This window comes from Sphingomonas lutea (assembly GCF_014396785.1).
GTDB classification, from domain to species: Bacteria; Pseudomonadota; Alphaproteobacteria; order Sphingomonadales; family Sphingomonadaceae; genus Sphingomicrobium; species Sphingomicrobium luteum.
Genome location: NZ_CP060718.1, coordinates 343,509 through 366,603, shown reverse-complemented (window position 1 = coordinate 366,603; position 23,095 = coordinate 343,509). Strand labels below are relative to the sequence as shown.

Genomic DNA, 23,095 nt, shown 5'->3' with positions numbered 1-23,095 from the left:
TTGTCGGTCCCGATGCTGAAAAAAGAAAAAGCGGCGCGAGCCGCTCAAGTCGGCGCGCTCGTACGCGCAACCACCCTTTTCTGTCAACTCGCGCGGGGACGTTCGTCGGCCTTGAGGCGGTCGCGGAATTGCACCGCCTGCGCCCCGACGAATTCGAGATTGTCGAGCTTCTCGTCGATCGAGGCGATGTAGCGAACCATCTGGCGCCGGATTTCGGGCGCGGCCTTGACGGCTGCGGCCGCGTCCGCCGCCTCCTCGACGGTCATCGCCATTGGACAGGGCACAACCAATTGGATGCCAACGACGCGCTTCTGGTAGAAGACGTTGCGGTCGCCGCATTCGCGACGGACGCGGGTCTGGACCGCATAGGGCATCGTTTCGCGCAGCAGCGTTCGATAGGGATAGATCGTCTCGTTCGTGCGCTGCGCCACCTCGACGCTGAGGTAGAAATCGCTGGCGAGCTGCTGCGTTTCGTCGTCCCCAAGATGCTCCCCAAGTCCGTTCGCCGCCATTTCGTCGAACACGCCCGTTTTTGCCTTGGTCGTGTCGGTTTGCGTCAATTGGTAGGCCGCGATTACGAAATCGCGATCAGAGACTGGCGCTCCATCGAGTGCTGACAACGCCTGCAAGCCATATGTCCGCACCTGGCGGTAGTAAGCGATTTGCAGCGCATATTGCCGCGCGTCGAAGTCCAGCTCCGTGATCAGTCGGGCAAGATAGTCCCTGCCCCGATCATTCTCGATCCGCTCTTCGTTCCAATTGTTGACCTGGGTGCCGAGGAACACCCCGGCGACGACGATCGCGAGGTCGATCCCCACCGCAAACCAATTCTGCGCGGCGGCATGCTCGCGGATGCGGCGAATGACCATCGGCGTCCCCCAGTCTTGGGAGCGTAACCGGGCTTTCGCTGGCTGTTAACCATTTTCGGTGAAGATGGCGCTGCTGAGGGAGTGAGGCATGACGACCGACCCATTCGATCAGGTGAAGGCGCAAGTCGGTGCGCGCATCGCCGAAATCCGCGCCCGCGGCACGCGCCTGTCCCCGCTCGACATGCACATGCGGATGGACGCCATTCGCCAACTGGCGTGCGAACATGGCCTGGCGACGCTCGAAAGCCTCGCCCGCTCGTCGGCGCAGCGCGCCCTGCTGCCGGGACATCGGGTGGCGCTGCAGGCCTGCCTCGAACATATCGACGAAGCGCTCGACAGCCGGTCGGAGCGCGACTGCGGCGTGATCCTCGCCGCGCTTGCCGTCCGGCTTCACTAATCCCTTAGCCCAGCTTCGGCACCGCACCGCGCCTCGCGCATTGTCGCGTCATGGACGCTCCGCGCATCGGCTATTGCTGCACTTTCGTCTCGCCATCGGGCGATGAGGCGGAACAGCGCGCGCGCAACTTCCGCGGGCCGACGATCGCGTCCATCGTCCGGCTCGGCGCGGCGGCGCCGGAGAAGCTCGAGGCCGTCATCGCCGAGAATCTCGACATCCTCGATCGCCAGATCGCGACCGTTGCGGCCCTGCCCGCGCTCGAACGGCTGTTCCGGATCCAGTCCGGCTTCCTGATCGGCTGGTCGCACCCGGCGCTGGCGGCGGGGTGGACGCCGACGCTGCGCGGCGAGGTTGAGCGCCGGCTAGCGCGCGCGGGCGCGGCGGCGCGCGCCGCCGACGTGCGCCTGTCGATGCACCCGGCGCAGCACGCGATTCTTGCCACGACGCGGCCCGAGGCGCTCGACAACGCGCTGCGCGACATTGCCGAGCACACCGAGATATTCGCCATGCTTGGCTACAGCGGCTGGCATCCGCACGGCGCCTGCATCAATATTCACGGTGGGGCCGGCAGCGTCGGCGTTGACGGGCTACGCGCCGGCCTTGACCGCGTGCCGCAGGCGGCACTGAACCTGCTAAGCATCGAAAATGACGAGACAAGCTTCGGGCTCGACGACCTCCTTCGAGTCGGCGAGCGCGTCGCCATCCTTATCGACTTCCACCACCACTGGATCCACTCGCGCGGGGAATGGCTGCAACCCGGCGATCCGCGGGTTTCAGCGCTGCAGGCAAGCTGGAACGGGGTGCGGCCGCTGGCGCACATTTCGGTCAGCCGGGAGAATGTGATCCCCGGCCATTGTCCCGATACACTGCCCGATTTCCCGGCGCTGTTCGACTCCGGCCACAAGGCCGGACATTTGCGCGGGCATAGCGACATGATGTGGAACCGCGCGGTCAACGACCTGATGCGCGCGCATCTGTCATGGTGCGATATCGAGGTCGAGGCCAAGGCGAAGAACCTTGCCAGCCGCCAGCTTGCCGACCACTGCCGCGCGGCGGAGGTGCACCCCGCCTGATGCGCGCCTTCTCGCAACTGCTCGACGACCTCGTCTACACGCGGTCGCGCAACACCAAGCTTCAGCTGATCGGCGACTACCTCAAGTCCACGCCCGATCCCGATCGCGGCATCGCGCTCGCCGCCCTGACGGGCACGCTCGACATTCCCGCCGTCAAGCCGGCGGTAATTCGCGGCCTGATTGAAGAGAAGATCGACCCGGTTCTCTACCGGATGAGCCGCGATTATGTCGGCGATTCGGCGGAGACAGTGTCGCTGCTTTGGCCCGGCCGCCCTGGCGAGCCTGCCGAGATCGACGACGGCACGCTGCGGTTGAGCGCGGCCGTCGATCGCCTTCGTTCGGTGAGCAAATCGGACGCACCCGCCGTGCTTGCCGACATGCTCGACCATCTCGACTCCGCCGGGCGCTACGCCTTGCTCAAGGTCGCGACTGGAGCGCTTCGCGTGGGCATCAGCGCGCGCCTCGCCAAGCAGGCGCTGGCCGACGCCTTCGGCCTCGACGTCGAGGGCGTCGAGGAAGTGTGGCATGGGCTGCGCCCGCCCTTCACCGAATTGTTCGACTGGGCCGAAGGACGCGGTGCGCAGCCGACCGTCCGCGACGTTCCCGTGTTCCGGCCGTTCATGCTCGCCCATGCGCTCGAGGAGACGCGGGTCTCGCTCGATGATTATGCGGCCGAGTGGAAGTGGGACGGGATCCGCATCCAACTCGTCCACGCGGGCGGGGAAACGCGCCTCTACAGCCGCACCGGCGACGATATTTCGGGCAGCTTTCCCGATATCGCCGAGGCGTTCCGGTTGCATGGCGTTCTCGACGGCGAATTGCTGGTGCGCGGCTCCGGCCAGGGCGCCGAAGCGCATGGCGGCGGGGCAGCCAGCTTCAATGCGCTGCAGCAGCGGCTGGGGCGCAAGAATGTCAGCAGCAAGATGCTTGGCACCTACCCGGCGTTCGTACGGCTATACGACATTCTGTTTGACGGTGACGAGGACCTGCGCGCGTTCGACTGGACGGCACGGCGTGCGCGGCTCGAGCAATTCGCGCCCGTGCTCGATCCCGACCGGTTCGACGTGTCACAGCTGATCGAGGCCGACAGCTTCGAAGCCTTGGAAGAGCTGCGCGGCAACGCGCGCGACGCGGCGATTGAGGGGATCATGCTCAAACGCCGCGACAGCCCTTATGTCGGCGGCCGCCGCGTGGGACTGTGGTACAAATGGAAACGCGATCCGCTGACCGCCGATTGCGTGCTGATGTACGCGCAGCGCGGGTCGGGAAAGCGGTCGAGCTATTACAGCGACTATACCTTCGGCTGCTGGTCGGGCGACCCCGCGGACGGGGGCGAGCTGCTGCCCGTCGGCAAGGCCTATTTCGGCTTCACCGACGAGGAATTAAAATGGATCGACCGCTGGGTGCGCAACAACTCCACCCAGCGTTTCGGCCCGGTGCGCGAGGTCAAGAAGGAACTGGTGCTCGAAGTCGCGTTCGATTCGATCCACCGCAGCACCCGCCACAAATCGGGCTTGGCGATGCGCTTCCCGCGCGTCAGCCGAATCCGCACCGACAAGCCCGCGGCGGAAGCGGACCATGTCGCGACGCTCCTGGCGATGGTGACCTGAACAAGCATAAAAAACACCCGCCCGGATTGCGCCGGGCGGGTGCCTTGCCCCCGTCGAAACGGGTTCGTTCTAGCTGATCGTCTGCAGGTTGACCGCGGCCATCTTCCCGCGGCGGTCGACTTCGAGTTCGAATTCGAGTCGGTCGCCTTCGTTGAGCGTCGGGATGCCCGCACGCTCGACCGCCGAAATGTGCACGAATGCATCCGGCTGGCCATCGTCGCGCTGGATGAAACCGAAGCCCTTCATCGAATTGAAGAACTTGACCGTGCCGCTGGCCTTTTCGCCCGTCAGCTGCCGCTGCGGGCCACCGCCGCCGCCAGCGCCGGCGCGATCGCCGCCGCCGCTGCGCTCGACCGGCATCGGATCGCCTTCGATTCGCAAATTGGTCGCCGAAATCCGGCCACCGCGATCGACCAGCGTGAACTCGAGCGGCTGGCCATCGGCCAGGTCGGTCAGTCCCGCCTGCTCGACCGCCGAGATGTGCACGAACACATCTTCCGCGCCGTCATCGCGAACGATGAAGCCGAAGCCCTTTTGCGGGTTGAAGAATTTGACGGTGCCCTTGCCTTCGCCAACAACCTGCGGGGGCATGCCGCCAGCGCCGCCGCCGCGGAAACCGCCGCCGCCGCCGCCACGGAAGCCACCGCCTCCACCGCCGCCGTAGCCGCCAGCGCCGCCGCCACCGCCGAAGCCGCCGCGGTCACCATAGCCACCGCCGCCACCGCCGCCGTAGCCGCCACGGCCGCCGCCGCCAGCGAAGCCGCCGCGGTCCTGGAAACCGCCGCCGCCGAACTCACTACCGCCGCTGAAATTGTCGTCGCCGAAACTGTCGCGCTTGTCGCGGCCGCGCCCGCCGCGATCCCCCTTGCGCCCTCTGTCAAAACCCATGAAATTTCCGAACTCTTACTGCCCCATGATCCCTAAACCACCGCGCCTCGGGCAAGGACTGCGCAACCGGTCCGTGCATTTCTCACTCACGCACGGTTCACGCGCTTACAGCAAAAATCACGCTCGCTCTAGTGGATTGAATCGGCGCGGGGCTGGAATGCCGAGCACCAGCCGGACTAAAGCGGAGCGCAACGCCGAACGAAAGAGACTGCATGGCCATCCATTTTCACGAAGAGGACCTGCCCGCCGACGTGCGCTTCGCCGACGGCCCGATCGCCGTCGATACCGAGGCGATGGGGTTGATGGCCGGTCGCGACCGGCTGTGCGTGGTGCAATTGTCGGACGGTCAGGGCGACGAGCATCTGGTCCGCTTCCGCCAAGGCAGCGATTATGCCGCGCCCAACCTCAAGGCCCTGCTGTCCGACGGGGCTCGGCTGAAGCTCTATCATTTCGCGCGCTTCGACGTTGGCATCATGCACGCGTACCTCGGCATCATTGCCGCGCCGCTTTACTGCACGCGCACCGCGTCGCGGCTGGTGCGCACCTACACCGACCGGCACGGGCTCAAGGATCTGGTGCGCGAATTGCTCAACATCGAAGTGTCGAAGCAGCAGCAGACCAGCGACTGGGGCGCCGACGAACTGTCGGAGGCACAGCGCGAATATGCCGCAAGCGATGTCCGCTACCTGCACGCGCTCAAGGCCAAGCTCGACGAACGTCTGGCGCGCGAGGGCCGAGTCGAACTCGCGCAGGCGTGCTTCGCCTTCCTGCCGGCACGTGCCCTGCTCGACATTGCGGGCTGGGCCGACACGGACATTTTCGCGCATGACGGATAGCCGGGTCCATGTCTGAAGCCGCGATCAACCGCCGCGGCACCAAGCGCCGCTGGGCCGTGCCGGGCAGCGCGCACGACCGGCTGATCGGCTGGTCGAAGGTCGTTCTTCCGGCGGCGGTCGGCGTCGTCATCGCCGTGCTTGCAGTGGCACCGCTCGACCGAGATGGCGACGTCAGCTTCATCCTCGACAAGAAGAAGGTCGACAATGCGCCCGAACGGATGCGCGTCGAATCGGCGCGCTACACTGGGACCGACAACAAGGGGCAGCGCTTCGAAATCGTCGCCAACAACGCCATCCAGCAGACTTCCGACGAGCCCATTGTCGACATCCGCGGCATGTTCGCGCAACTCCAGTTGCAGCAAGGTCCGGTCCGGATTGGCGCCAATCAGGGCCGCTACAATCTTGATACGCAGCAAGTGGTCGTCGACGGCCCGATCCGCGTCCTCGGGCCGGACGGCTATCGGCTGGCGACGCGCGACGTGAAGGTCGATCTCAAGGACCGCCAGGTCGTCAGCGATGGTCCCGTGACCGGCTCGACCCGGCTTGGAACCTTCGAGGCCGATCAACTGCGCGCCGATCTCGGCACGCGCACGCTGATCCTGAATGGACGTGCTCGCTTGAAAATCACGCAAGGCGCGGTCAGATGATGCGCATGCGTCCGTTCGGCATCATTCTTGCAATCACTTTTGCCGTCGCGGGACCCGTCGCGTCGGGCGCGGTTGCACAATCGAACACGTCGAGGTCGGCGCTTCAGGGCCACAACAGCAATGCGCCCGTCGATGTGTCGGCCGACCGGATCGAGGTGCAGGATCGCGCCGACCGTGCGCTTTTCGTCGGCAATGTGCAGGTCCGCCAGGACGCTCTGACGCTGGAAACGCAGCGGCTCACGGTCGCCTATTCGGGCGGCGGCGGGGTGCAGATCCGACGGCTCGACGCGGCCGGGGGCGTGGTCGTCCGAAGCCCGTCCGAAACCGCGCGCGGCGACATCGGCATCTATGACCTCGACCGCAAGCTGATCACCTTGCTTGGCAACGTCCAGCTCGACCGCGGGGCCAACCGGGTCACCGGCGCCCGGCTGATGATCGACCTCAATTCGGGCCGCGCGGTGATCGACGGCGGTCCCCCGGGCGTGAACCAGAGCGGCGGGCGCGTAACCGGCCGCTTCACCGTGCCGCGGCGCGGCGGCGGCTGATCGCGTGAACGAAGCCGCGACCATCGCCCGGTCTACCGCCAGCGCACGGCAGACCGGCGACGGCCTTGAAGTCCGCTCGATCGCCAAGGCCTATGACCGGCGCGCCGTGTTGCTCGACGTGTCACTCGAAGTGCGGCGCGGCGAAGTGGTCGGCCTGCTCGGCCCCAACGGTGCGGGCAAGACGACCTGCTTCTATTCGGTCATGGGGCTGGTCAACCCGGACAGCGGGCGCATCTTTCTCGACGGTCAGGACATCACCGGCTTGCCGATGTATCGCCGCGCCATCCTCGGCCTCGGCTATCTTCCGCAGGAAACCTCGATCTTCCGGGGGCTAACGGTCGAGGAGAATATCATGGCCGTTCTCCAGGTCGCCGAGCCCGATGCGCAGACGCGCCGCGACCGGCTAGAGCAATTGCTAGGCGAGTTTGGCATCGAAAGCCTGCGCGAATCGCCGGCGATGGCGTTGTCGGGCGGCGAGCGGCGCCGGTGCGAGATCGCGCGTGCATTGGCGGCCGAGCCGTCGATCATGCTTCTCGATGAGCCGTTCGCGGGCATCGACCCCATTTCCATTTCCGATATCCGTGAGCTGGTGCGCGAATTGAAGAAGCGCGACATCGGCGTCCTCATTACCGACCATAATGTCCGCGAGACGCTCGACATCGTCGATCGCGCCTGCATCATCTATGACGGGCAGGTTCTGTTCCAGGGTACTCCCGAAGCGTTGGTTGCCGACCAGGAAGTCCGGCGCCTTTACCTCGGCGAGAGCTTCGCGCTTTAGGGCCGGGCGAACGCCATGGGCCTCGGACCGAGCCTTGGCATCCGCCAATCGCAATCGCTGGTGCTCACGCCCCAGCTTGCCCAGGCGATCAAGCTGCTCCAGCTCAGCAACCTCGAGCTCGAAGCCTATATCGCCGAGGAATTGTCGAAAAACCCGCTGCTCGAAGCGCCCTCGAGCGAGGACGAAGGGGATGCGCCGACGGCCTCGGCCCCCGAGGACAGCAACGAGGCACCCGACGATCCCGGCGCCGACGACATCATCATGGGCCAGGCCGAGGACGACCGGCCGCTCGACCACGACACCACTGCCGAGGCGCTCGAGGTCGACAGTTTCAGCGATGTCGTGACGTCCGGCGGCGGTGAGGAAGCCTTCGACTTCGATCGGCTGGAATATGCCGCGCAGTCGCTTGCCGAGCATCTGCTCGATCAATTGCACGGGGCGTCGGGGGCCACGGGGGAGCTCGCGCGCGTGATCGCCCAGATGATCGACGAGACCGGATACCTGTCGGTCGATCTCGACGACATCGCCGCGGCCTCGGGCGCGCCGCTGCAGCTCGTCGAGGAAGCGCTCGCGCTGGTGCAGGGGCTCGACCCGCCGGGCGTCGGCGCGCGGTCTTTGAGCGAATGCCTTGCGCTGCAGGCCAAGGCGGCCGACCGCTACGACCCCGCGATGGCACGGCTGATCGACAATCTCGAACTGCTGTCGAAGGGCCGGATGCAGGACCTCAAGCGCATTTGCCGGGTCGACGACGAGGATCTCGCCGACATGATCCGCGAATTGCGCGCCTACGACCCCAAGCCCGGCTGCCAATATTCGGGCAGCGCCTCGGTCGACGTCACCCCCGATGTGTTCGTCCGCACCACGCGCGCCGGGTTCGCGGTCGAGCTCAACCAGGCCACGCTGCCCGCGTGCTCGTCAACCGCCGCTATTATCAAGAGCTCAAGACCGGGCCGCAGGACAAGGCGTCGCGCGCCTGGCTGAGCGAATGCCTGGCCAGCGCCAACTGGCTGGTCAAGGCGCTCGACCAGCGCGCGCGGACGATCGTCAAGGTCGTGTCGGAGATCGTCAAGCGCCAGCAGGGCTTCTTCGAACACGGCGTCGCGGCGATGAAGCCGCTGACGCTGCGCGAGGTCGCCGAGGCGATCGAGATGCATGAATCGACCGTCAGCCGGGTGACTTCGAACAAATATCTGCTGTGCGACCGCGGGCTCTACGAGCTCAAATATTTCTTCGGATCGGGCGTGGCGTCAGCCGAAGGCGACGGGGCCTCATCGAACGCGGTCAAGGCTGCGATCAAGGAGTTGATCGACGCGGAGTCTGACATCCTCAGCGACGACGCCATCGCGGCCTTGCTTAAGCAGCGCGGCTTCGACTGCGCGCGTCGCACCGTGGTCAAGTATCGCGAAGCGATGGGGATTGGATCGTCAGTCCAGCGCCGACGGCTGAGGAAGATTGCGGGCTAGACGCTGATCCGTGCCCAGATCGGCAAATGGTCCGACGCGCGCCGCGCTGCCTCCGTCATATGCACCCCCGCCGCCTCGATCCCGAGGTCGCGGTGAACGATAATGCGGTCGAGCGCGGCGACCGGATGGCGCGCATGGAAGCTCGGGCCCGTCGGCGCGATGCAGAAGTCGCCGTTGAGCTCGCGCAGGCAGCCCCCGGCGACGCGCCATTCGTTGGTGTCGCCCATCAACACCGTTGGCATGCGCTGCTGCCGGCGGTCGACGGCGTCGAGGATCGCGCGCAACTGCCGCCGCCGCCACAACCCGGACAGGTCGAGGTGCATGCCGACGACGCGGATCGGCTTGTCCCCGATCAGCAACTCCGCAAGCACCGCGCCGCGCGGCTCGAGCGTCGGCAGCTCGATCGTCGCGCAGTCGATCACCCCGACGTGACGCTTGATCAGCAACGCGTTGCCGTGCCAGCCGATGTTGCGCGTGTTTACCTTGAGCAGTTTCTCGGCATGCACCCGCGTCTTCTCGAGCGGCCGCTTGTGCCGCACCCCAAGGTGGACCGGCGTGTACAGCCCGTATTCGTCGATCAACTCATGCGGGATCGCCGACCCGCGCCCGCCAACCCGCTTGTCCGCCTCCTGCAAGGCAACCACGTCGGCATCGATCTCATGCAATACATCGAGCACGCGATGCGGATCGCGCCGCCGGTCGAGCCCGACGGCCTTGCGCATGTTGTACGAGGCGACGGTGATGGTGCCGCTGGTCACGGGCTAGCCAACAACGCCATGGGCACGCGGTTCCTAGACGTCGAGGTTGGCGACGCTAAGCGCGTTGTCCTGGATGAATTCGCGGCGTGGCTCGACGACATCGCCCATCAGGCGGGTGAAGATTTCGTCGGCGACGTCGGCCTGTGCGACTTCGACACGCAGCAGTGAGCGGTTCGCGGGGTCGAGCGTGGTTTCCCACAATTGCTCGGCGTTCATTTCGCCGAGACCCTTGTAGCGCTGGACGCTGAGGCCCCTGCGGCCGGCAGCAAGGACGGCGTCGAGCAGTTCGGACGGGCGCGTCACCGCGATCGGCTTGCCCTTGGTCTCGGCTTCCGCGGCTTCCCCGTCCTCGGCCGGTTCGGGCTCCGCCGTGCCCTTCTTGAGCGTGCGCAACGTCATCGGCTTGGCGTAGGTCGCGGCCTGTTCGGCAGCGAGCGCATGGAGCTTGCGCGCCTCAGCCGAGACGAGGAAGGTCGGCTCGATGATGAAAGCGTCGGTGACGCCGCGCCACAGCCGCTTGATCAGATATCCGCCCTCGGCCGCAATCTCGCCCGACCAGGTCGCTTCGAGATCGGCCGCACCGAGCCAGTCGGCGACCTTGGCCACCGCCGCCGCGCGGCCCGCCTTGTCGAGATCGGGCTGGAGTGCGCCGTTGAGCGCCAACCCCTCGATCAACGCCGGATCATATTTGCGCGGCGCATACGCCATCAAGGTGCGCATCCGCCGCGCATGATCGACCAGGCCCTTGAGGTCGGCGCCCGAGCGCGATCCTTCCGGGCTGTCGAGGATCAGCCCTTCCAGCCCCGCCGCCTCGAGATAATCGTCGAGCGCGGCATTGTCCTTGAGATAGACTTCGGAGCGGCTGCGGCTGACCTTGTAAAGCGGCGGCTGGGCGATGAAGAGGTGACCGTTCTCGATCAGCTGCGGCATCTGCCGGTAGAAGAAGGTCAGCAGAAGCGTGCGGATGTGCGCGCCGTCGACGTCGGCGTCGGTCATGATCACGATCTTGTGGTAGCGCAGTTTCTCGATATCGAATTCCTCGGCGCCGATCGATGTCCCGAGCGCCTGGATCAACGTTCCGATCTCTTTCGAACCGAGCATGCGGTCGAAGCGCGCGCGTTCGACGTTGAGGATCTTGCCCTTCAAGGGCAGAATCGCCTGGTTGTGCCGATTGCGACCCTGCTTGGCCGATCCGCCGGCACTGTCGCCCTCCACCAGGAACAGTTCGCTGAGCGCCGGATCCTTTTCCTGGCAGTCGGCCAGCTTGCCCGGCAATGAAGCGATTCCCATCACCGACTTGCGGCTCGCCTCGCGTGCCTTGCGCGCGGCTTCGCGCGCCGCGGCGGCGTCGATGACCTTCTGGATGATGGCCCGGGCATTCTGCGGATTTTCCTCGAGCCACTCGCTCATCTTGTCGCTCATCAGGCTCTCGAGCGGCTGGCGGACTTCGGAGCTGACCAATTTGTCCTTGGTCTGGCTGCTGAACTTGGGATCGGGCAGCTTGACCGAGACGATGGCAGTCAGGCCTTCGCGCATGTCCTCGCCGGTCAGCGTGACCTTTTCCTTTTTCAGCATCCCCGACTTTTCGGCGTAATTGTTGATCGTCCGGGTTAGCGCCGCGCGGAAGGCGGCCATGTGCGTGCCGCCGTCGCGCTGGGGGATGTTGTTGGTGAACGGCAGGACGTTCTCGTAATAAGAATCATTCCATTCGAGCGCGACGTCGATGCCGATGCCGTCGCGCACCGCCGAAATGGCGATCGGTTCGGGAAACAAGGGGGTCTTGGCCCGGTCGAGATATTTGACGAAGGCCGCGATCCCGCCCTCGTAATATAGTTCATGCTCAACCCGTTCCTCGTGCCGCGCGTCGGCGAGGATCAGGCGCACGCCGGAGTTGAGGAAGGCGAGCTCGCGATAGCGATGCTCGAGCCGTTCGAAGTCGAATTCGGTGATCTTGAACGTGTCGGGGCTGGGCAGGAAGGTGACCTGCGTGCCCTTTTTCCCCTCGGGCGCCGGCCCCACGACCTTGAGCGGCGCTTCGGCATCGCCGTGGCGAAAGCGCATGTAATGCTCTTCGCCGTCGCGCCAGATGGTGAGGTCGAGCCATTCCGACAGCGCGTTGACGACGCTGACGCCGACGCCGTGGAGGCCGCCCGACACCTTGTAGGCATTGTCGTCGCTGGTGTTCTCGAACTTCCCGCCTGCGTGGAGCTGGGTCATGATGACCTCAGCCGCCGATACGCCTTCCTCGGCATGGATGCCGGTGGGAATGCCGCGGCCGTTGTCTTCGACCGTGACCGAACCGTCGGGGTTCAGCTGGATGAGAATGCGGTCACAATGACCCGCCAGCGCCTCGTCGATCGCATTGTCCGAAACTTCGAACACCATGTGGTGGAGGCCCGAGCCATCGTCGGTGTCGCCGATGTACATGCCGGGACGCTTGCGCACCGCGTCGAGGCCCTTGAGCACCTTGATGCTGTCGGCGCCATATGCGTTCTGATTGGGGTCGGTTGCCATGAGGCAGGATATAGGGATTTCGGCGCGGAAGTCACGCGCACACGCGCGTACGCGTGTGCGCGCACGCGAGGAGCCCGTACGCGACGGGCCCCTCACCAAATGGTCGAGCTAGAAGCTAGCCCTGCGCCCGGCGCGGCCCGCCACGGCGGAACTTGCGCTTGGGCTGGCCGCCCTCGGGGCGCGGGTGGGCGCCCGCGGGCCGCGAATGACCGTGGCCGGGGTTGGTGCGCGCCGGCGCCGGCGCGGCATCGACCTCGCGATGCGCCTCCGGACGGTACGGCGAGCGCACGGCGTCGTTGCGTTGACCGTCGCGGCGCTGGCCGTTGCGGTCCTGCGCGCCCGACCGATGCGCAGCGTGGCCGTCGGCACGATGCGGATGACGCTGGCGGTCGTTGCGCTGCTCTCGGCGCTGGCCGTCGTGACGGCGATCGGACTTGAAGTTCGGGCGCGCCGACCGCTCTGGCGCCTTGGGCGCGAGCTTGAGGCGCTTGAGCTCCTCGACCTTCACCGTGAAGTCGGCCGGCAGCGCGGCAACCTCGATGCGCTGGCGGGTCAGCCGCTCGATGTCGCGCAGCAAGCCGCGCTCATCGGGCGCGCAGAACGCCGCCGCCTGCCCTTCCGCCCCGGCACGCGCGGTGCGGCCGATGCGGTGAACATATTGCTCCGGCACTTCGGGCAGGTCGTAATTGATGACGTGGCTGACGCCCGGAATGTCGATCCCGCGCGCGGCGATGTCGGTCGCGATCAGCACCGGCACTTCGCCCGAGCGGAACAGCGCCAGCGCCTTTTCGCGCTGCGCCTGGCTTTTGTTGCCGTGAATCGCATTGGCCGAAAGACCAGCCGCTTCGAGCATGCGCACGATCTTGTCGGCGCCATGCTTGGTGCGGCTGAAGACCAGCACGCGCTCGGTCTTCTCCGACTGCAGGAACATGGTCAGAAGCGCGGTCTTTTCCGCCTGGTTGACCATCACCACGCGCTGCGCGACGCGGTCGGCGGTCTTGGCCACCGGCGTCACCGCAACCTCGGCGGGGTTGGTCAGATATTTGTCGGCCAGTTCCTTGATCGCCTTGGGCATGGTGGCCGAGAAGAACAAAGTCTGGCGCTTGGGCGGGACGAGGGCGACGATGCGCTTGAGCGCATGAATGAAGCCCAGGTCGAGCATCTGGTCGGCCTCGTCGAGGACGAGGATTTCAAGCTCGCGCAAGCTCAAGGCACGCTGATCGATCAGGTCGAGCAGGCGGCCCGGCGTCGCGACAAGCACGTCGAGGCCGCGCGCAACGGTGCGCACGCTCTTGCCGTTGGGCACGCCGCCGAAAATGACGCCGACCGATAGCCGCATGAAGCGGCCGTAGGTCTCGGCGCTGGCGGCGATCTGAGAAGCGAGCTCGCGCGTCGGCGCAAGCACCAGCATGCGGATCTGGCCCGGCTTGGGGATCTGGCGCTCGGCCGCGAGGCGATCGAGCGAAGGCAGCATGAAGGCCGCCGTCTTTCCGGTCCCGGTCTGGGCAATGCCGAGCAGGTCGCGGCCGCTCAAAACGGTCGGGATCGCCTGATGCTGGATCGGCGTCGCCTGCGAATAATTTTTCGCGGCAAGCGCGTCGAGCAGGGGCTTGGACAGCCCGAGGGTGTGAAATGACATGAATAGGATTCCAAAAATGGGTCGCCGCGCAAAAATGCGCGGTCGAAAGGGGTCAAAAAGCGCCCCGCGTGAATTGGAGAGCAAAACGATCGAGACGCGGGCCGCCCCCGACTTGATCGGGGGGTTCACGCCGCTTGCAAAGCGTCTCGTGCTGCGGTGCAATATAGACGGAAAGTGAAGAAAGTCCAGCTTTCCCTAGGCGAGAGCTAGGAAATGCCGTCGGCAGTCACGCAGGTGAGACTCTTCCCGCCTCGACGTGGAAGCGCGCGGCGGGGCCGATGCCGTCGAACAGGCCCGCCTCGGTCGCCGTCATCCACACCTGCCCGCGGCCTTCGAGGCGGGCGAACAGCGCGGCGCGGCGGCGCGGGTCGAGATGGGCCGCGACCTCGTCGAGCAGCAGGACGGGCGGCGCGGCGCGGCGCTCGGCGACGAGATCGGCATGAGCCAGGATCAGTCCAAGCAGAAGGGCTTTTTGCTCCCCCGTGGAGGCGCGATCGGCAGGCATGTCCTTGAGCCGGTGGCGCACGGCGACGTCCTGCCGATGCGGGCCCTCGACCGCGCGGCCGGCGGCACTGTCGCGCGCACGGTTGGCGCGCAGGATCGCGATCAGGTCGCCGCCTTCCCAGCCGGCGATGGCGATTGCCGCCCGGGCGAACCCGTCGTCGGGCACCAACGCAAGGCGTGTGTCGAGCGCACTCGCTGTTCGGTCCCGCGCCTCGGCGATGGCCGTGCCATGCTCGGCCATCGCTTCTTCCAACGCCGTCAGCCACGCGGGATCCGCCGTCTCGGGCTCGGCCAGCAACTTGTTGCGTGCGCGCATCGCCGCTTCGTAGCGGGCGCTATGGTGCGCGTGGGCAGGTTCGAGCGCGAGCACGAGGCGGTCGAAGAAGCGGCGGCGGTCGCCCGCGCTGCCGGTGAACAGCCGGTCCATCGCCGGGGTTAGCCACAGCACCGACAACCATTCAGCAAGGCTGTTGACGGCGGCCGGGGCGCCGTTGACGCGCACCTGCCGGCGTTCGGGCGTGGTGGCTTGCGTGCCGGTGCCAATGTCGGTTTCTCCGAGTTGCGCCGCCACGGCGAATCCGCCGCCGCCGCCGAGCCGCGCCATTTCCGATAACGCTGCGCCGCGTAAGCCCCTTCCGGGGGCGAGCAGCGACACGGCTTCGAGGATGTTGGTCTTACCCGCGCCATTCTCGCCCGATAGTAGGACGAAACCCGGGCCGGGTTCGATCAGCGCGAAGGCGTAGGACCGGAAATCGGTCAGGACGAGGCGGGTGAGAGGCACGGGGCCGGCTTAGCCGCGATCGCCCAGCCCGGTCGATGCCGGCATCACGTGCGGTATTGGGGTTCCGGCCTCGTACATTGGTCGACACGCGCAGGCGGGCTCATCCCGCGCGAAGTCACTGTCCAGCACTCGTCGAACACCGAGCAGTAGCACAGGCGGGTCTCGATCCGATCTGCCTGCCGCGCGCGATCGACGAGGAACGCCCGGTCACGTTCGGATCCGGACGAGGTCATGTTGATGTACTGGATCGCGGCCCCGGGCCGAATCATGCGACCGAGCAGTGTCGAAGTCGACACGTTGGAATAGTCTCGGATGCCGCAACATTCGCGCAGGATCTGCCCATAAGAGCTGACCGGCTTTCCATCCACAAGCACCTGGACCGAGCGAATCTCGGCAGGCCCAATGCCCTCGTTGCTGGCACTGAAAATGGCGCTGTAACTGCCCGCATTGACCGAATTGCTGCCGTACAATTGCAGGTAGGGAAGCGAATTGGCCTGCACGAGCCGTTCATTCTGACGCACCAAGTCCTGCATCACTTCGCCGTGGTGGTAGGCAATCAGGATCGACAGGAAGGAGACGAACAGCGCAGAGATCGGCAGAACCTTGTCGAGCCATTTATGGCCCGTGCGATGTGCGACGTGGTCGTGCGGGTTCTCGACCTCGACGTCCACCTGCGGCGCCTCAGACCCGCATCGGCATGAGGACGTAGAGCGCGTTCGACTTGTCGTTTTCGCGCAGCAGCGTCGGGGCGGCGGCGTCGGCGAGGTGCACTTCGACCGTGTCGCCGTCGATCTCCCGAGGATGTCGAGCAGGTAGCGCGCGTTGAAGCCGATCTCGATCCCGTCCGAGCCGTAGTCGGCCGCCAGCTCCTCGGTCGCGACGCCGTTTTCGGGGCTGGTGACCGACAACGTGACCTTGTCGCGGTCGACGCTGATCTTGACCGCGCGCGTCTTCTCGCTGGCGATGGTCGAGACGCGATCGACACCCGCCGAAAAGCTCTTGGGATCGAGCTTGAGCAACTTGTCGTTGCCGGTCGGGATGACGCGATTGTAATCGGGGAAGGTGCCGTCGATCAGCTTGCTGGTCAGCACCGCGCTGCCCAGCCCGAACCGGACCTTGGTCGGGGACAGCGAGACTTCGACCGTGCCTTCGAGTTCTTCGAGCAGGCGATAAAGCTCGGCCACGCACTTCCGTGGGACGATGACGTCGGGCATCCCTTCGGCGCCGTCGGGCCGCGCGACCGTCACCCGGGCAAGACGGTGGCCGTCAGTCGCGGCGGCGCGCAGCTGCTCATCGACGATGTGGAAGAAGATCCCCATCAAATAATAGCGCGTCTCCTCGCTTGAGATGGCGAAGCGCGTCTTCTCGATAATCTGGCGGAGCGTCGCGGCGGGCAGTTCGAAGCGGGTCGGAAGCTCGCCTTCGGCAATCACCGGGAAATCGTCGCGGGGCAGCGTCGACAAGTTGAACCTGGCGCGCCCGGCGACGACCTGCATTTTTCCTTCGGCAGCGGTGATTTCGACCTGGCTGCCTTCGGGCAGCTTGCGGACGATGTCGAACAAGGTGTGGGCGGAAACCGTCGTTGCCCCCGCCTGCGTGACGTTGGCCGGCACGCTTTCATCGATCTGCAGGTCGAGGTCCGTGGCCATCAGCCGGATCGATCCGTCGTCGCGCGCTTCCATCAGCACGTTGGACAGGATCGGGATCGTGTTGCGTCGCTCGACGACCGACTGGACGTGGCCCAGGCACTTCAGGAATGTCGCCCGCTCGATCGTCGCTTTCATTGCCCCATCCGCCCTGAGTTTAGCTCGCGTTGGACGAGGTTATAGCGGGACGATTTGAGCGTTCCAGTGGGCGCAGGCCGAAATTCAGCAGGCGCGATGAATCGCCTGGGGACGAAGTTGATCGAGGGCGCCGAGCGCGTCCTTGATCGCCGCGTCGAGTGCCGTAACCGCGGCCCGGGCCTGTGCCGCGTCCGCGGCTTGCTCGATCCTGCATGCGGCGTCGCTGACCCCGGTGGCGCCGAACAACGGCGACGGCCGTTTCCGCCTGATGTCCACGGTGCCCCCTCGCGACAAGCCGCGTGGCAGATACCATCGTTGTGAGCGCGGCCCCACCAGGGGCTCGCCCATTTCGGTTCAGTTTCCGTCGGTTACGGGCAGGTCGGCCGCCGGCGGCTCAGGTGCCGCCGGCGCAATTGAGCGAGCTTAAGAGGCGTTGCGGGCTGGCGCGGTGGCCGGCATCAGGACGCCGTCGATCTGGTGGACAACGCCGTTGGTGAAGCGCTGATCGGCCTCGGTAACGGTCACTTTCTTGCCCGACGCGTCGGTAAAGACCGTTTTGCCGCCTTCCTTGGTCGCGGTAATCGTGCCGCCGCCCATGGTTGCAAGCACGGCCTTGCCCTTGCCCGCCTCGATCGCTTTGTCGATGTCGGTGGACAACACGGTGCCCGGCAGGATGAGGTTGGTCAGCACACCGGTGATGCGCGCGCGATTTTCGGGCTTGGGATCGAACGTCCCGGCCGGCGCGGCCGCAAAGGCGGCATCGACGGGAACGAGCACGGTATAGGGTCCTGGGCCGGCCAGCGTCTGGTCGAGGCCTGCGGCCTTCGCCGCGGCCATGAACTGGCTGCCAGCCGGAATGCCGGCGGCGATCGCCTTGTCGCCCGCCGCTTCCTGCGCTTCCGAGGTTTGCGCGACCGGGCTGTTTCCCGTCGCCGCCGTGTCGTCATTATTGCACGCACTCAGTGCGAGAATCGCGGTGACCGCGGATACGATGGCATGTTTATGCATGCGGGGATGGCCTCCCTTTCGTTTCGTCATGGAAATGGCCCGGCAACGCGTGCCGGGCCATTCTGTTCAACGGCTGATGGACGATCAGGTCAGGATCGACGCGACGATCGCGGTCACCAGCTGCGTGGTCGGGTCGACCTGGTAGATGTAGCCGTTGTTGTAACGGTACCAGGCGTTGGGCGTATCGTAATAAGTGTCGCGATAGCCCAGCGGCACATTGTACATGCCATAACCCGCAGGAAGCGGCTGACCGACCGAGAAGCCCGGCGCCAGAAGCGACGCCACCGCCGTGATCAACTGGCTGGTCGGGTCGACCTGGTAGATCGCGCCCGGCGCATACCAATAGTTATAATCGGACGTGTTATAATACATGTCGCGATACTGGTAGGGCACGTTGTAGGTGCCATAGGACGCCGGCAAATACTGACCCACGCCATAGCCGCTGGCGTAAAGCGGGATCACATCCTCGACCACGCCACTGTTGCAATCCACCTGATAGACGACACCGTTCACGTAGCGATTGCACAGATTCTCGTAGCCATAGCCGTAGCCGTAGGCACTATCGTAACTCGACGGATAGAAGCTGTTGAACCCGTAATGGTCCGGCACGTAGCTATTCATGTAACTGGCCGGCAGATACTGGCCAGGCATGAAACCACCCGCGAGCAGCGGAAGCACGTAACTGATCAGGTCATTGTCCCGATCGACGCGATAGGCATAACCGTTGCCGTAACGATAATAATAATCGTCGGTATCCGGATAGAGATAGGACACGGCCTGCGGCATCGCCATCAGCGAGAATGTTCCTGCAAGCGACGATAACGGCGAACCAAGGAAGCTCGCGGCCCGATACGGCTCAATGATCTCGTAACGCGGACTGTACGCGAGCGACGCAAGGCGGCTGTAGCGGTAAGCGTCGGCATCACCGATGAAGCGATTGGCGCTGTACTGCTGGCCCGGGGGAACGCAGCCCTTGCTGACCAATCCCGGCGGGCAGCCGCCGCCGCCGAAGCCCAGCGCCGAACGGGCACTTGCGACGCGAATGCGATCGTTGCGGAACTCGACGCGATCATTGCGGAAATCCCGGCGATCGATGCGATTGGCGAACCGTTCGTTGCGGATGTCCTGACGATCGATCCGGTTGGCAACGCGCTGATTGCGCAGGTCCTGACGATCGATGCGGTTGGCGAACCGCTGCCGCTGTTCGACGCGTTCCTGACGACGCTCGGCGCGCTGCTGGCGCTCCACACGGTTTGCAAAGCGCTGCTGCTGTTCAACGCGCTGGGCACGCCGCTCGGCCCGATTGTTCTGCGCGCGATCCTGGCGGAAGGCCGCATAACGTTCGGCGCGTTGCTGCTGCCGCTGTTCGAAACGCGGCTGAGCGCGACGTTCGGCCCGCTGCTGCTGGCGTTCCATGCGCGGCATCGCCCGGCGCTCGGCGCGTTGCATCTGGCGTTGTTCGAAGCGCGGCTGAGCGCGACGTTCGGCGCGTTGTTGCTGCCGTTCCATGCGCGGCATCGATTGGCGTTCAACGCGGTGCGCGCGCTGGACGTTCTGGCCGCCACCGCCGCCGCGTTCGGCTCTGGCGGACTGGCCGCCACCACGATCCCCGTCCGGCTTTGCGCCAGCAGGGGCCGAGATCGCCAGCGCGGCTACGCCGGCTGCGAGGATCACCCTATTCAACACGATAAATCTCCTTCCGAACGACAAGAACGGCCCGTCAGCCGCGCCGTTCCCACAGGTTGTCGGGTAGACCTTGCAGGCTACCGCACTAGGGTGAACCTCAAATGTCCCGTTCGTTCAGGGACTTACTCGCCGTATACGAGCTGACGGGTTCCTCGACCCAATCGTCGCGCAGGCGGCGCACCGCCAGCAACATCAGCAACGCCGCCAGGACGTAGAAGCCGACCACGCTGACTGCGGCGTAGCGCAGCGCCTCGGTGCCGAAGCGAGCCTTGAACAGCTCCGACAGGGCCCCGATCAGCGTCGGGCCGACACCCAGGCCGATGAGGTTGTTGATCAGCAGAAAGCTCGCCGAAGCGGTCGACCGCATCGGCGCCGCGACGAGATGCTGGACGGCGGTGGTGACGGGGCCAAGCCACAGGATGTTGAGCGCATTGGGTATCAGCAGAAGCGCCCAGGCCAAGATCGGGTCGGTCGACAACAGGCCGAACGCGAACAAGGGTGCGGTGATCAGCCACGCGATCGCCGGAAGGCGCGCATACCAGCGCCGGTCGCCCTGCCCCAGCCGGTCCGCCAGCCAGCCGCCGGCGAACACTCCCGCGGTGCCGCCGATGAGGAAGATCGCGGCGAGGAACTGCCCGCGCTCGATCAACGTGAAGCCGAAGCTGCGTTCGAGCACCGAGGGCGTCCACAAGGCCAGGCCGTAGCCGGCGAGCGAGCTTAGCGAAGCGGCAATCGCCATCAGCCAAAAGCTCGGCTTGCGAGCGATGATCGCGAAGGTGGAGGCGAGTGGAGCGCTTGTGGCACCGATCGGCCGCGGCTTGTCGCGCACGAAATACAGCATGATCGGCGCCAGCGCGATTCCGGCGATGCCCATGGTCAGGAAGGCGGCGCGCCAATTCACCCAGGCGGCAAGGTAGGCGCCAATCAGCGTGCCGAGTGCGAGCCCGAGCGGAATGCCGAGCGAGAAGATGGCGAGCGCCCGTGCCCGCCGTTCGGGGGATAATAATCCGCGATCAGCGCATAGGATGGCGCAACCCCGCCGGCTTCACCGACGCCGACGCCGAGCCGGTAGAAGAACAATTGCGCAAAGCTGGTCGCAGTGCCGCACAAGGCGGTGAAAGCACTCCACACGACGAGCGAACCGGCGACGACGCGGCTGCGGCTGGTACGGTCGGCAAGAAGGCCGAGGGGGACGCCGAGCACCGAATAAAGAATGGCGAAGGAAAGGCCGGCGATGGCGCCGAACTCGGCATCGGTCAGCTTCAGGTCAACGATGATCGGCCCGGCGAGGATGCCGAGGATCTGTCGGTCGAGGAAGTTGAAGATGTAGGCGAGGAGGAGCAGCGCGAGCACCAGGCCGCTTCCGCGCGGCACGTCCGATTTGATCGCGTTCAACCGAGCCTCCTTAACAGGTCGATCAACCGATCGACGTCCGCTTCGTCCTGGTAGATGCCAAAGCCGATGCGAAGCACGTCGCCGCGCACGTCGGTGATGCAATTCTGCGTCTTGAGCTTCGCGTACCAATCCTGCGCCCGGGGGTCGCGAAAAGCGAGGAATCGCGCGTGCGCGCCGCCGTCGACCGGATTGAGCAACTCGGCCTCCGCCACCGCGCCGCGTAGCGCGTCTAGCAACTGTGCCTGAAGCGCAGCGACATGCGCGCTGATTCGCACGGTCGTCAGAGCGTTGTCGTCGAGCATGCGGCGAACGGCATTGAAGCGATAGAGCCCGGACGGATCGAACGTCGCACCGAGGAAGCGGCGCGCGTCCTTGGCATAGCCGACGCTGCCCGGCGGCAGGCGTAAATCCTCAAACTCCGCATACCATCCGGTGATCGTCGGTCGCGCACCGAAGCCGGGCGGTGCATGGAGGAAGCCAAGCCCTTCCCCGGCCATCGCATATTTATATCCGCCGCCAAGGTAGAAGGCCGAGCTTGCCGATACCGCATCGAACGGCGCCTCGACGGCCATGAAGGCGTGATAGCCGTCGATGACGACCCACGGTCCATCGGGCGCAGCGAGCGCTGCGAGGTCGGCAACCCGGTCGAACAAGCGACCGCTGCCGAACAGGACCTGGCTGACCATGATGAGGTCGTGCCCACCTGCCCGCGCGCGATCGAGGAAGCGTTCGGCGAAGTCGTCAAACGGCGCGGCGGGAACGCGCTCGACCGCGATCTCCCCCGCCTCCTCCCACCGCGCGAACTGGCGCCGCGCGCTGTGGAACTCGCCGTCGCTGGTCAGCACCCGGAGGGGCGCTGGTCGCGAGCGCGCCGAGAAAAGCCGTACGAGGAAGTCGTGGGTGTTGGACGAAAAGACGATGCTGTCGGGATCGTCGGTACCAAGTTCCCGTGCGACATGGTGCTGCGCCTCAGGCCACACCTCGCCCATGATGCGATCCCACTTGCGGTCGGCCAGCTGCGCGGCGTCGGTCCAGCATTCGACCTGGCCGTCGTAACTGGCGTCCGGCCATAGATGATGGCTGTGCGCGGCGAAGTGCAGCCGTTCGGGATCGGCCGCCAAGCTTCGCGAGAACAGCGCTTTAGAGCTCAAAGATCGGTCCTTAGCGCCCACAATTCGGGGAACACGCGTTTGGACAGGGTCGCTCGCAAGTAAGGCGCGCCAGCTGAGCCGCCGGTGCCCGGGCGGCTGCCGATAATCCGTTCGACCGTCAGCACATGCTTGTGCCGCCAGCCGGCAAGCGCATCGTCGATATCGACCAGCTTTTCCGCCAGCTCGTAGAGGTCGAACCAGCGGTCGGCGTCGCGATAGACCTGAAGCCACGCGGCCGCGAGCGCATCCACCGAGCCGTCGCCAAGGTCGAACCCGGCACGCTGCAGGGCCTGTTGCGCGGCATCGCGCAGGCTCGGCTCTTCCAGCGCACGGGTCAGGCGAGCGCGTTCCTCGCTCCCTTCCTCATAATGGTTGACGAAGTTCGCCTCCTTGAGCCCGAGCCGGAACTCGAGCTCGCGGAACTGCGCCGACTGGAATCCCGACGATGTGCCGAGCACTTGCCGGAACTTGAGGTAATCGACCGGGGTCAGGGTCGACAGCACGTCCCACGACAAGGTCATCACCGCCTGGATCCGGCTGATCCGCGCCATCGACTTATAAGCTTCGGCCAGCCGGTCGTCCCCAACGAAGCGAATCGCCAGCTCCAGCTCATGAAGCATCTGCTTCATCCACAGCTCTTTGGTCTGGTGGATGACGATGAACAGCATTTCATCGTGCAAGTCGGACAAGGGTTGCTGCGCCGTCAGCAGCTGGTCGAGCCGCAGATAGTCGGCGTAGGTCATGCCTTCAGGCGTCGCGGTCATCGCGA

Annotated in this window: 19 protein-coding genes and 3 pseudogenes; 8 read left to right on the top strand and 14 right to left on the bottom strand. The window is 65.7% G+C overall.

Annotation, left to right across the window (positions count from 1 at the left end; all coding sequences use genetic code 11):
- Positions 1-83 precede the first annotated feature (83 nt).
- Positions 84-869: a hypothetical protein gene (locus H9L13_RS01910; RefSeq protein ID WP_187538541.1), complete on the bottom strand. Its 786-nt coding sequence runs from the start codon at positions 867-869 to the stop codon at positions 84-86.
- 88 nt (positions 870-957) lie between these two features.
- Between H9L13_RS01910 and H9L13_RS01905 the strand changes: the two genes are divergently transcribed.
- Genes H9L13_RS01905 through H9L13_RS01895 form a run of 3 tightly spaced genes read left to right on the top strand, consistent with a single transcriptional unit; the run spans position 958 to position 3,949 of the window.
- Positions 958-1,266 (top strand): hypothetical protein, encoded by a 309-nt coding sequence (locus H9L13_RS01905; protein ID WP_187538539.1) that lies wholly within the window; start codon positions 958-960, stop codon positions 1,264-1,266.
- A 50-nt stretch (positions 1,267-1,316) separates the two neighbouring features.
- A complete protein-coding gene (locus H9L13_RS01900) occupies positions 1,317-2,339 on the top strand; it encodes an apurinic/apyrimidinic endonuclease family protein (protein ID WP_187538537.1) in 1,023 nt (340 codons plus the stop codon).
- On the top strand, positions 2,339-3,949 hold the full coding sequence (locus tag H9L13_RS01895) for a cisplatin damage response ATP-dependent DNA ligase (RefSeq protein ID WP_187538536.1): 1,611 nt from the start codon (positions 2,339-2,341) through the stop codon (positions 3,947-3,949). The genes H9L13_RS01900 and H9L13_RS01895 overlap by 1 nt, the downstream gene beginning before the upstream one ends.
- A gap of 69 nt (positions 3,950-4,018) precedes the next feature.
- Here the strand turns inward: H9L13_RS01895 and H9L13_RS12880 are convergent, their stop codons facing one another.
- Complete coding sequence (locus H9L13_RS12880) at positions 4,019-4,837, bottom strand: cold-shock protein (RefSeq protein WP_187538534.1); 819 nt, start codon at positions 4,835-4,837, stop codon at positions 4,019-4,021.
- Between the two features lie 212 nt (positions 4,838-5,049).
- Between H9L13_RS12880 and H9L13_RS01885 the strand changes: the two genes are divergently transcribed.
- The 5 genes and pseudogenes from H9L13_RS01885 to rpoN all read left to right on the top strand — a co-directional run bounded on the left by H9L13_RS01885 (position 5,050) and on the right by rpoN (position 9,106).
- Positions 5,050-5,673 (top strand): ribonuclease D, encoded by a 624-nt coding sequence (locus tag H9L13_RS01885; protein WP_187538532.1) that lies wholly within the window; start codon positions 5,050-5,052, stop codon positions 5,671-5,673.
- 8 nt (positions 5,674-5,681) lie between these two features.
- Entirely contained in the window at positions 5,682-6,320 is a 639-nt protein-coding gene (gene lptC, locus H9L13_RS01880; protein WP_187538530.1) for an LPS export ABC transporter periplasmic protein LptC, read from the top strand.
- Positions 6,320-6,865, top strand: coding sequence for an LptA/OstA family protein (locus H9L13_RS01875; protein WP_187540051.1), 546 nt, complete (start codon positions 6,320-6,322; stop codon positions 6,863-6,865). The genes lptC and H9L13_RS01875 overlap by 1 nt, the downstream gene beginning before the upstream one ends.
- Positions 6,866-6,869: 4 nt before the next feature.
- Positions 6,870-7,643, top strand: coding sequence for an LPS export ABC transporter ATP-binding protein (lptB, locus tag H9L13_RS01870; RefSeq protein ID WP_187538528.1), 774 nt, complete (start codon positions 6,870-6,872; stop codon positions 7,641-7,643).
- A gap of 15 nt (positions 7,644-7,658) precedes the next feature.
- Positions 7,659-9,106, top strand: a pseudogene (gene rpoN, locus H9L13_RS01865) (RNA polymerase factor sigma-54).
- Here rpoN and H9L13_RS01860 read toward each other — a convergent pair.
- From H9L13_RS01860 to H9L13_RS01805, 12 genes and pseudogenes are all read right to left on the bottom strand, one after another.
- The gene (locus tag H9L13_RS01860) at positions 9,103-9,864 is read right to left on the bottom strand and encodes an endonuclease/exonuclease/phosphatase family protein (RefSeq protein ID WP_235091073.1); all 762 of its coding nucleotides are present in this window, start codon (positions 9,862-9,864) and stop codon (positions 9,103-9,105) included. The pseudogene rpoN and the gene H9L13_RS01860 overlap by 4 nt on opposite strands.
- Positions 9,865-9,897: 33 nt before the next feature.
- Complete coding sequence (gene gyrB / locus H9L13_RS01855) at positions 9,898-12,378, bottom strand: DNA topoisomerase (ATP-hydrolyzing) subunit B (RefSeq protein WP_187538526.1); 2,481 nt, start codon at positions 12,376-12,378, stop codon at positions 9,898-9,900.
- 115 nt (positions 12,379-12,493) lie between these two features.
- On the bottom strand, positions 12,494-14,017 hold the full coding sequence (locus H9L13_RS01850) for a DEAD/DEAH box helicase (RefSeq protein ID WP_187538524.1): 1,524 nt from the start codon (positions 14,015-14,017) through the stop codon (positions 12,494-12,496).
- 226 nt (positions 14,018-14,243) lie between these two features.
- Positions 14,244-15,302: a DNA replication/repair protein RecF gene (recF, locus tag H9L13_RS01845; RefSeq protein ID WP_187538522.1), complete on the bottom strand. Its 1,059-nt coding sequence runs from the start codon at positions 15,300-15,302 to the stop codon at positions 14,244-14,246.
- A 44-nt stretch (positions 15,303-15,346) separates the two neighbouring features.
- Entirely contained in the window at positions 15,347-15,973 is a 627-nt protein-coding gene (locus tag H9L13_RS01840) for a hypothetical protein (RefSeq protein WP_187538520.1), read from the bottom strand.
- Between the two features lie 10 nt (positions 15,974-15,983).
- Positions 15,984-17,086: pseudogene (gene dnaN, locus H9L13_RS01835) on the bottom strand (DNA polymerase III subunit beta).
- A gap of 84 nt (positions 17,087-17,170) precedes the next feature.
- On the bottom strand, positions 17,171-17,362 hold the full coding sequence (locus H9L13_RS01830) for a hypothetical protein (RefSeq protein WP_187538518.1): 192 nt from the start codon (positions 17,360-17,362) through the stop codon (positions 17,171-17,173).
- A gap of 147 nt (positions 17,363-17,509) precedes the next feature.
- Positions 17,510-18,094 (bottom strand): fasciclin domain-containing protein, encoded by a 585-nt coding sequence (locus tag H9L13_RS01825; protein ID WP_187538516.1) that lies wholly within the window; start codon positions 18,092-18,094, stop codon positions 17,510-17,512.
- Positions 18,095-18,178: 84 nt separating this feature from the next.
- Positions 18,179-19,780 (bottom strand): hypothetical protein, encoded by a 1,602-nt coding sequence (locus tag H9L13_RS01820; RefSeq protein WP_187538514.1) that lies wholly within the window; start codon positions 19,778-19,780, stop codon positions 18,179-18,181.
- Between the two features lie 97 nt (positions 19,781-19,877).
- A pseudogene (locus tag H9L13_RS01815) lies at positions 19,878-21,166 on the bottom strand (spinster family MFS transporter).
- A gap of 5 nt (positions 21,167-21,171) precedes the next feature.
- Positions 21,172-22,326, bottom strand: a complete 1,155-nt coding sequence (locus tag H9L13_RS01810) for an aminotransferase class V-fold PLP-dependent enzyme (RefSeq protein ID WP_187538512.1) — start codon at positions 22,324-22,326, stop codon at positions 21,172-21,174.
- A complete protein-coding gene (locus tag H9L13_RS01805) occupies positions 22,323-23,090 on the bottom strand; it encodes a tryptophan 2,3-dioxygenase (protein ID WP_235091067.1) in 768 nt (255 codons plus the stop codon). The genes H9L13_RS01810 and H9L13_RS01805 overlap by 4 nt, the downstream gene beginning before the upstream one ends.
- Between the last annotated feature and the right edge of the window lie 5 nt (positions 23,091-23,095).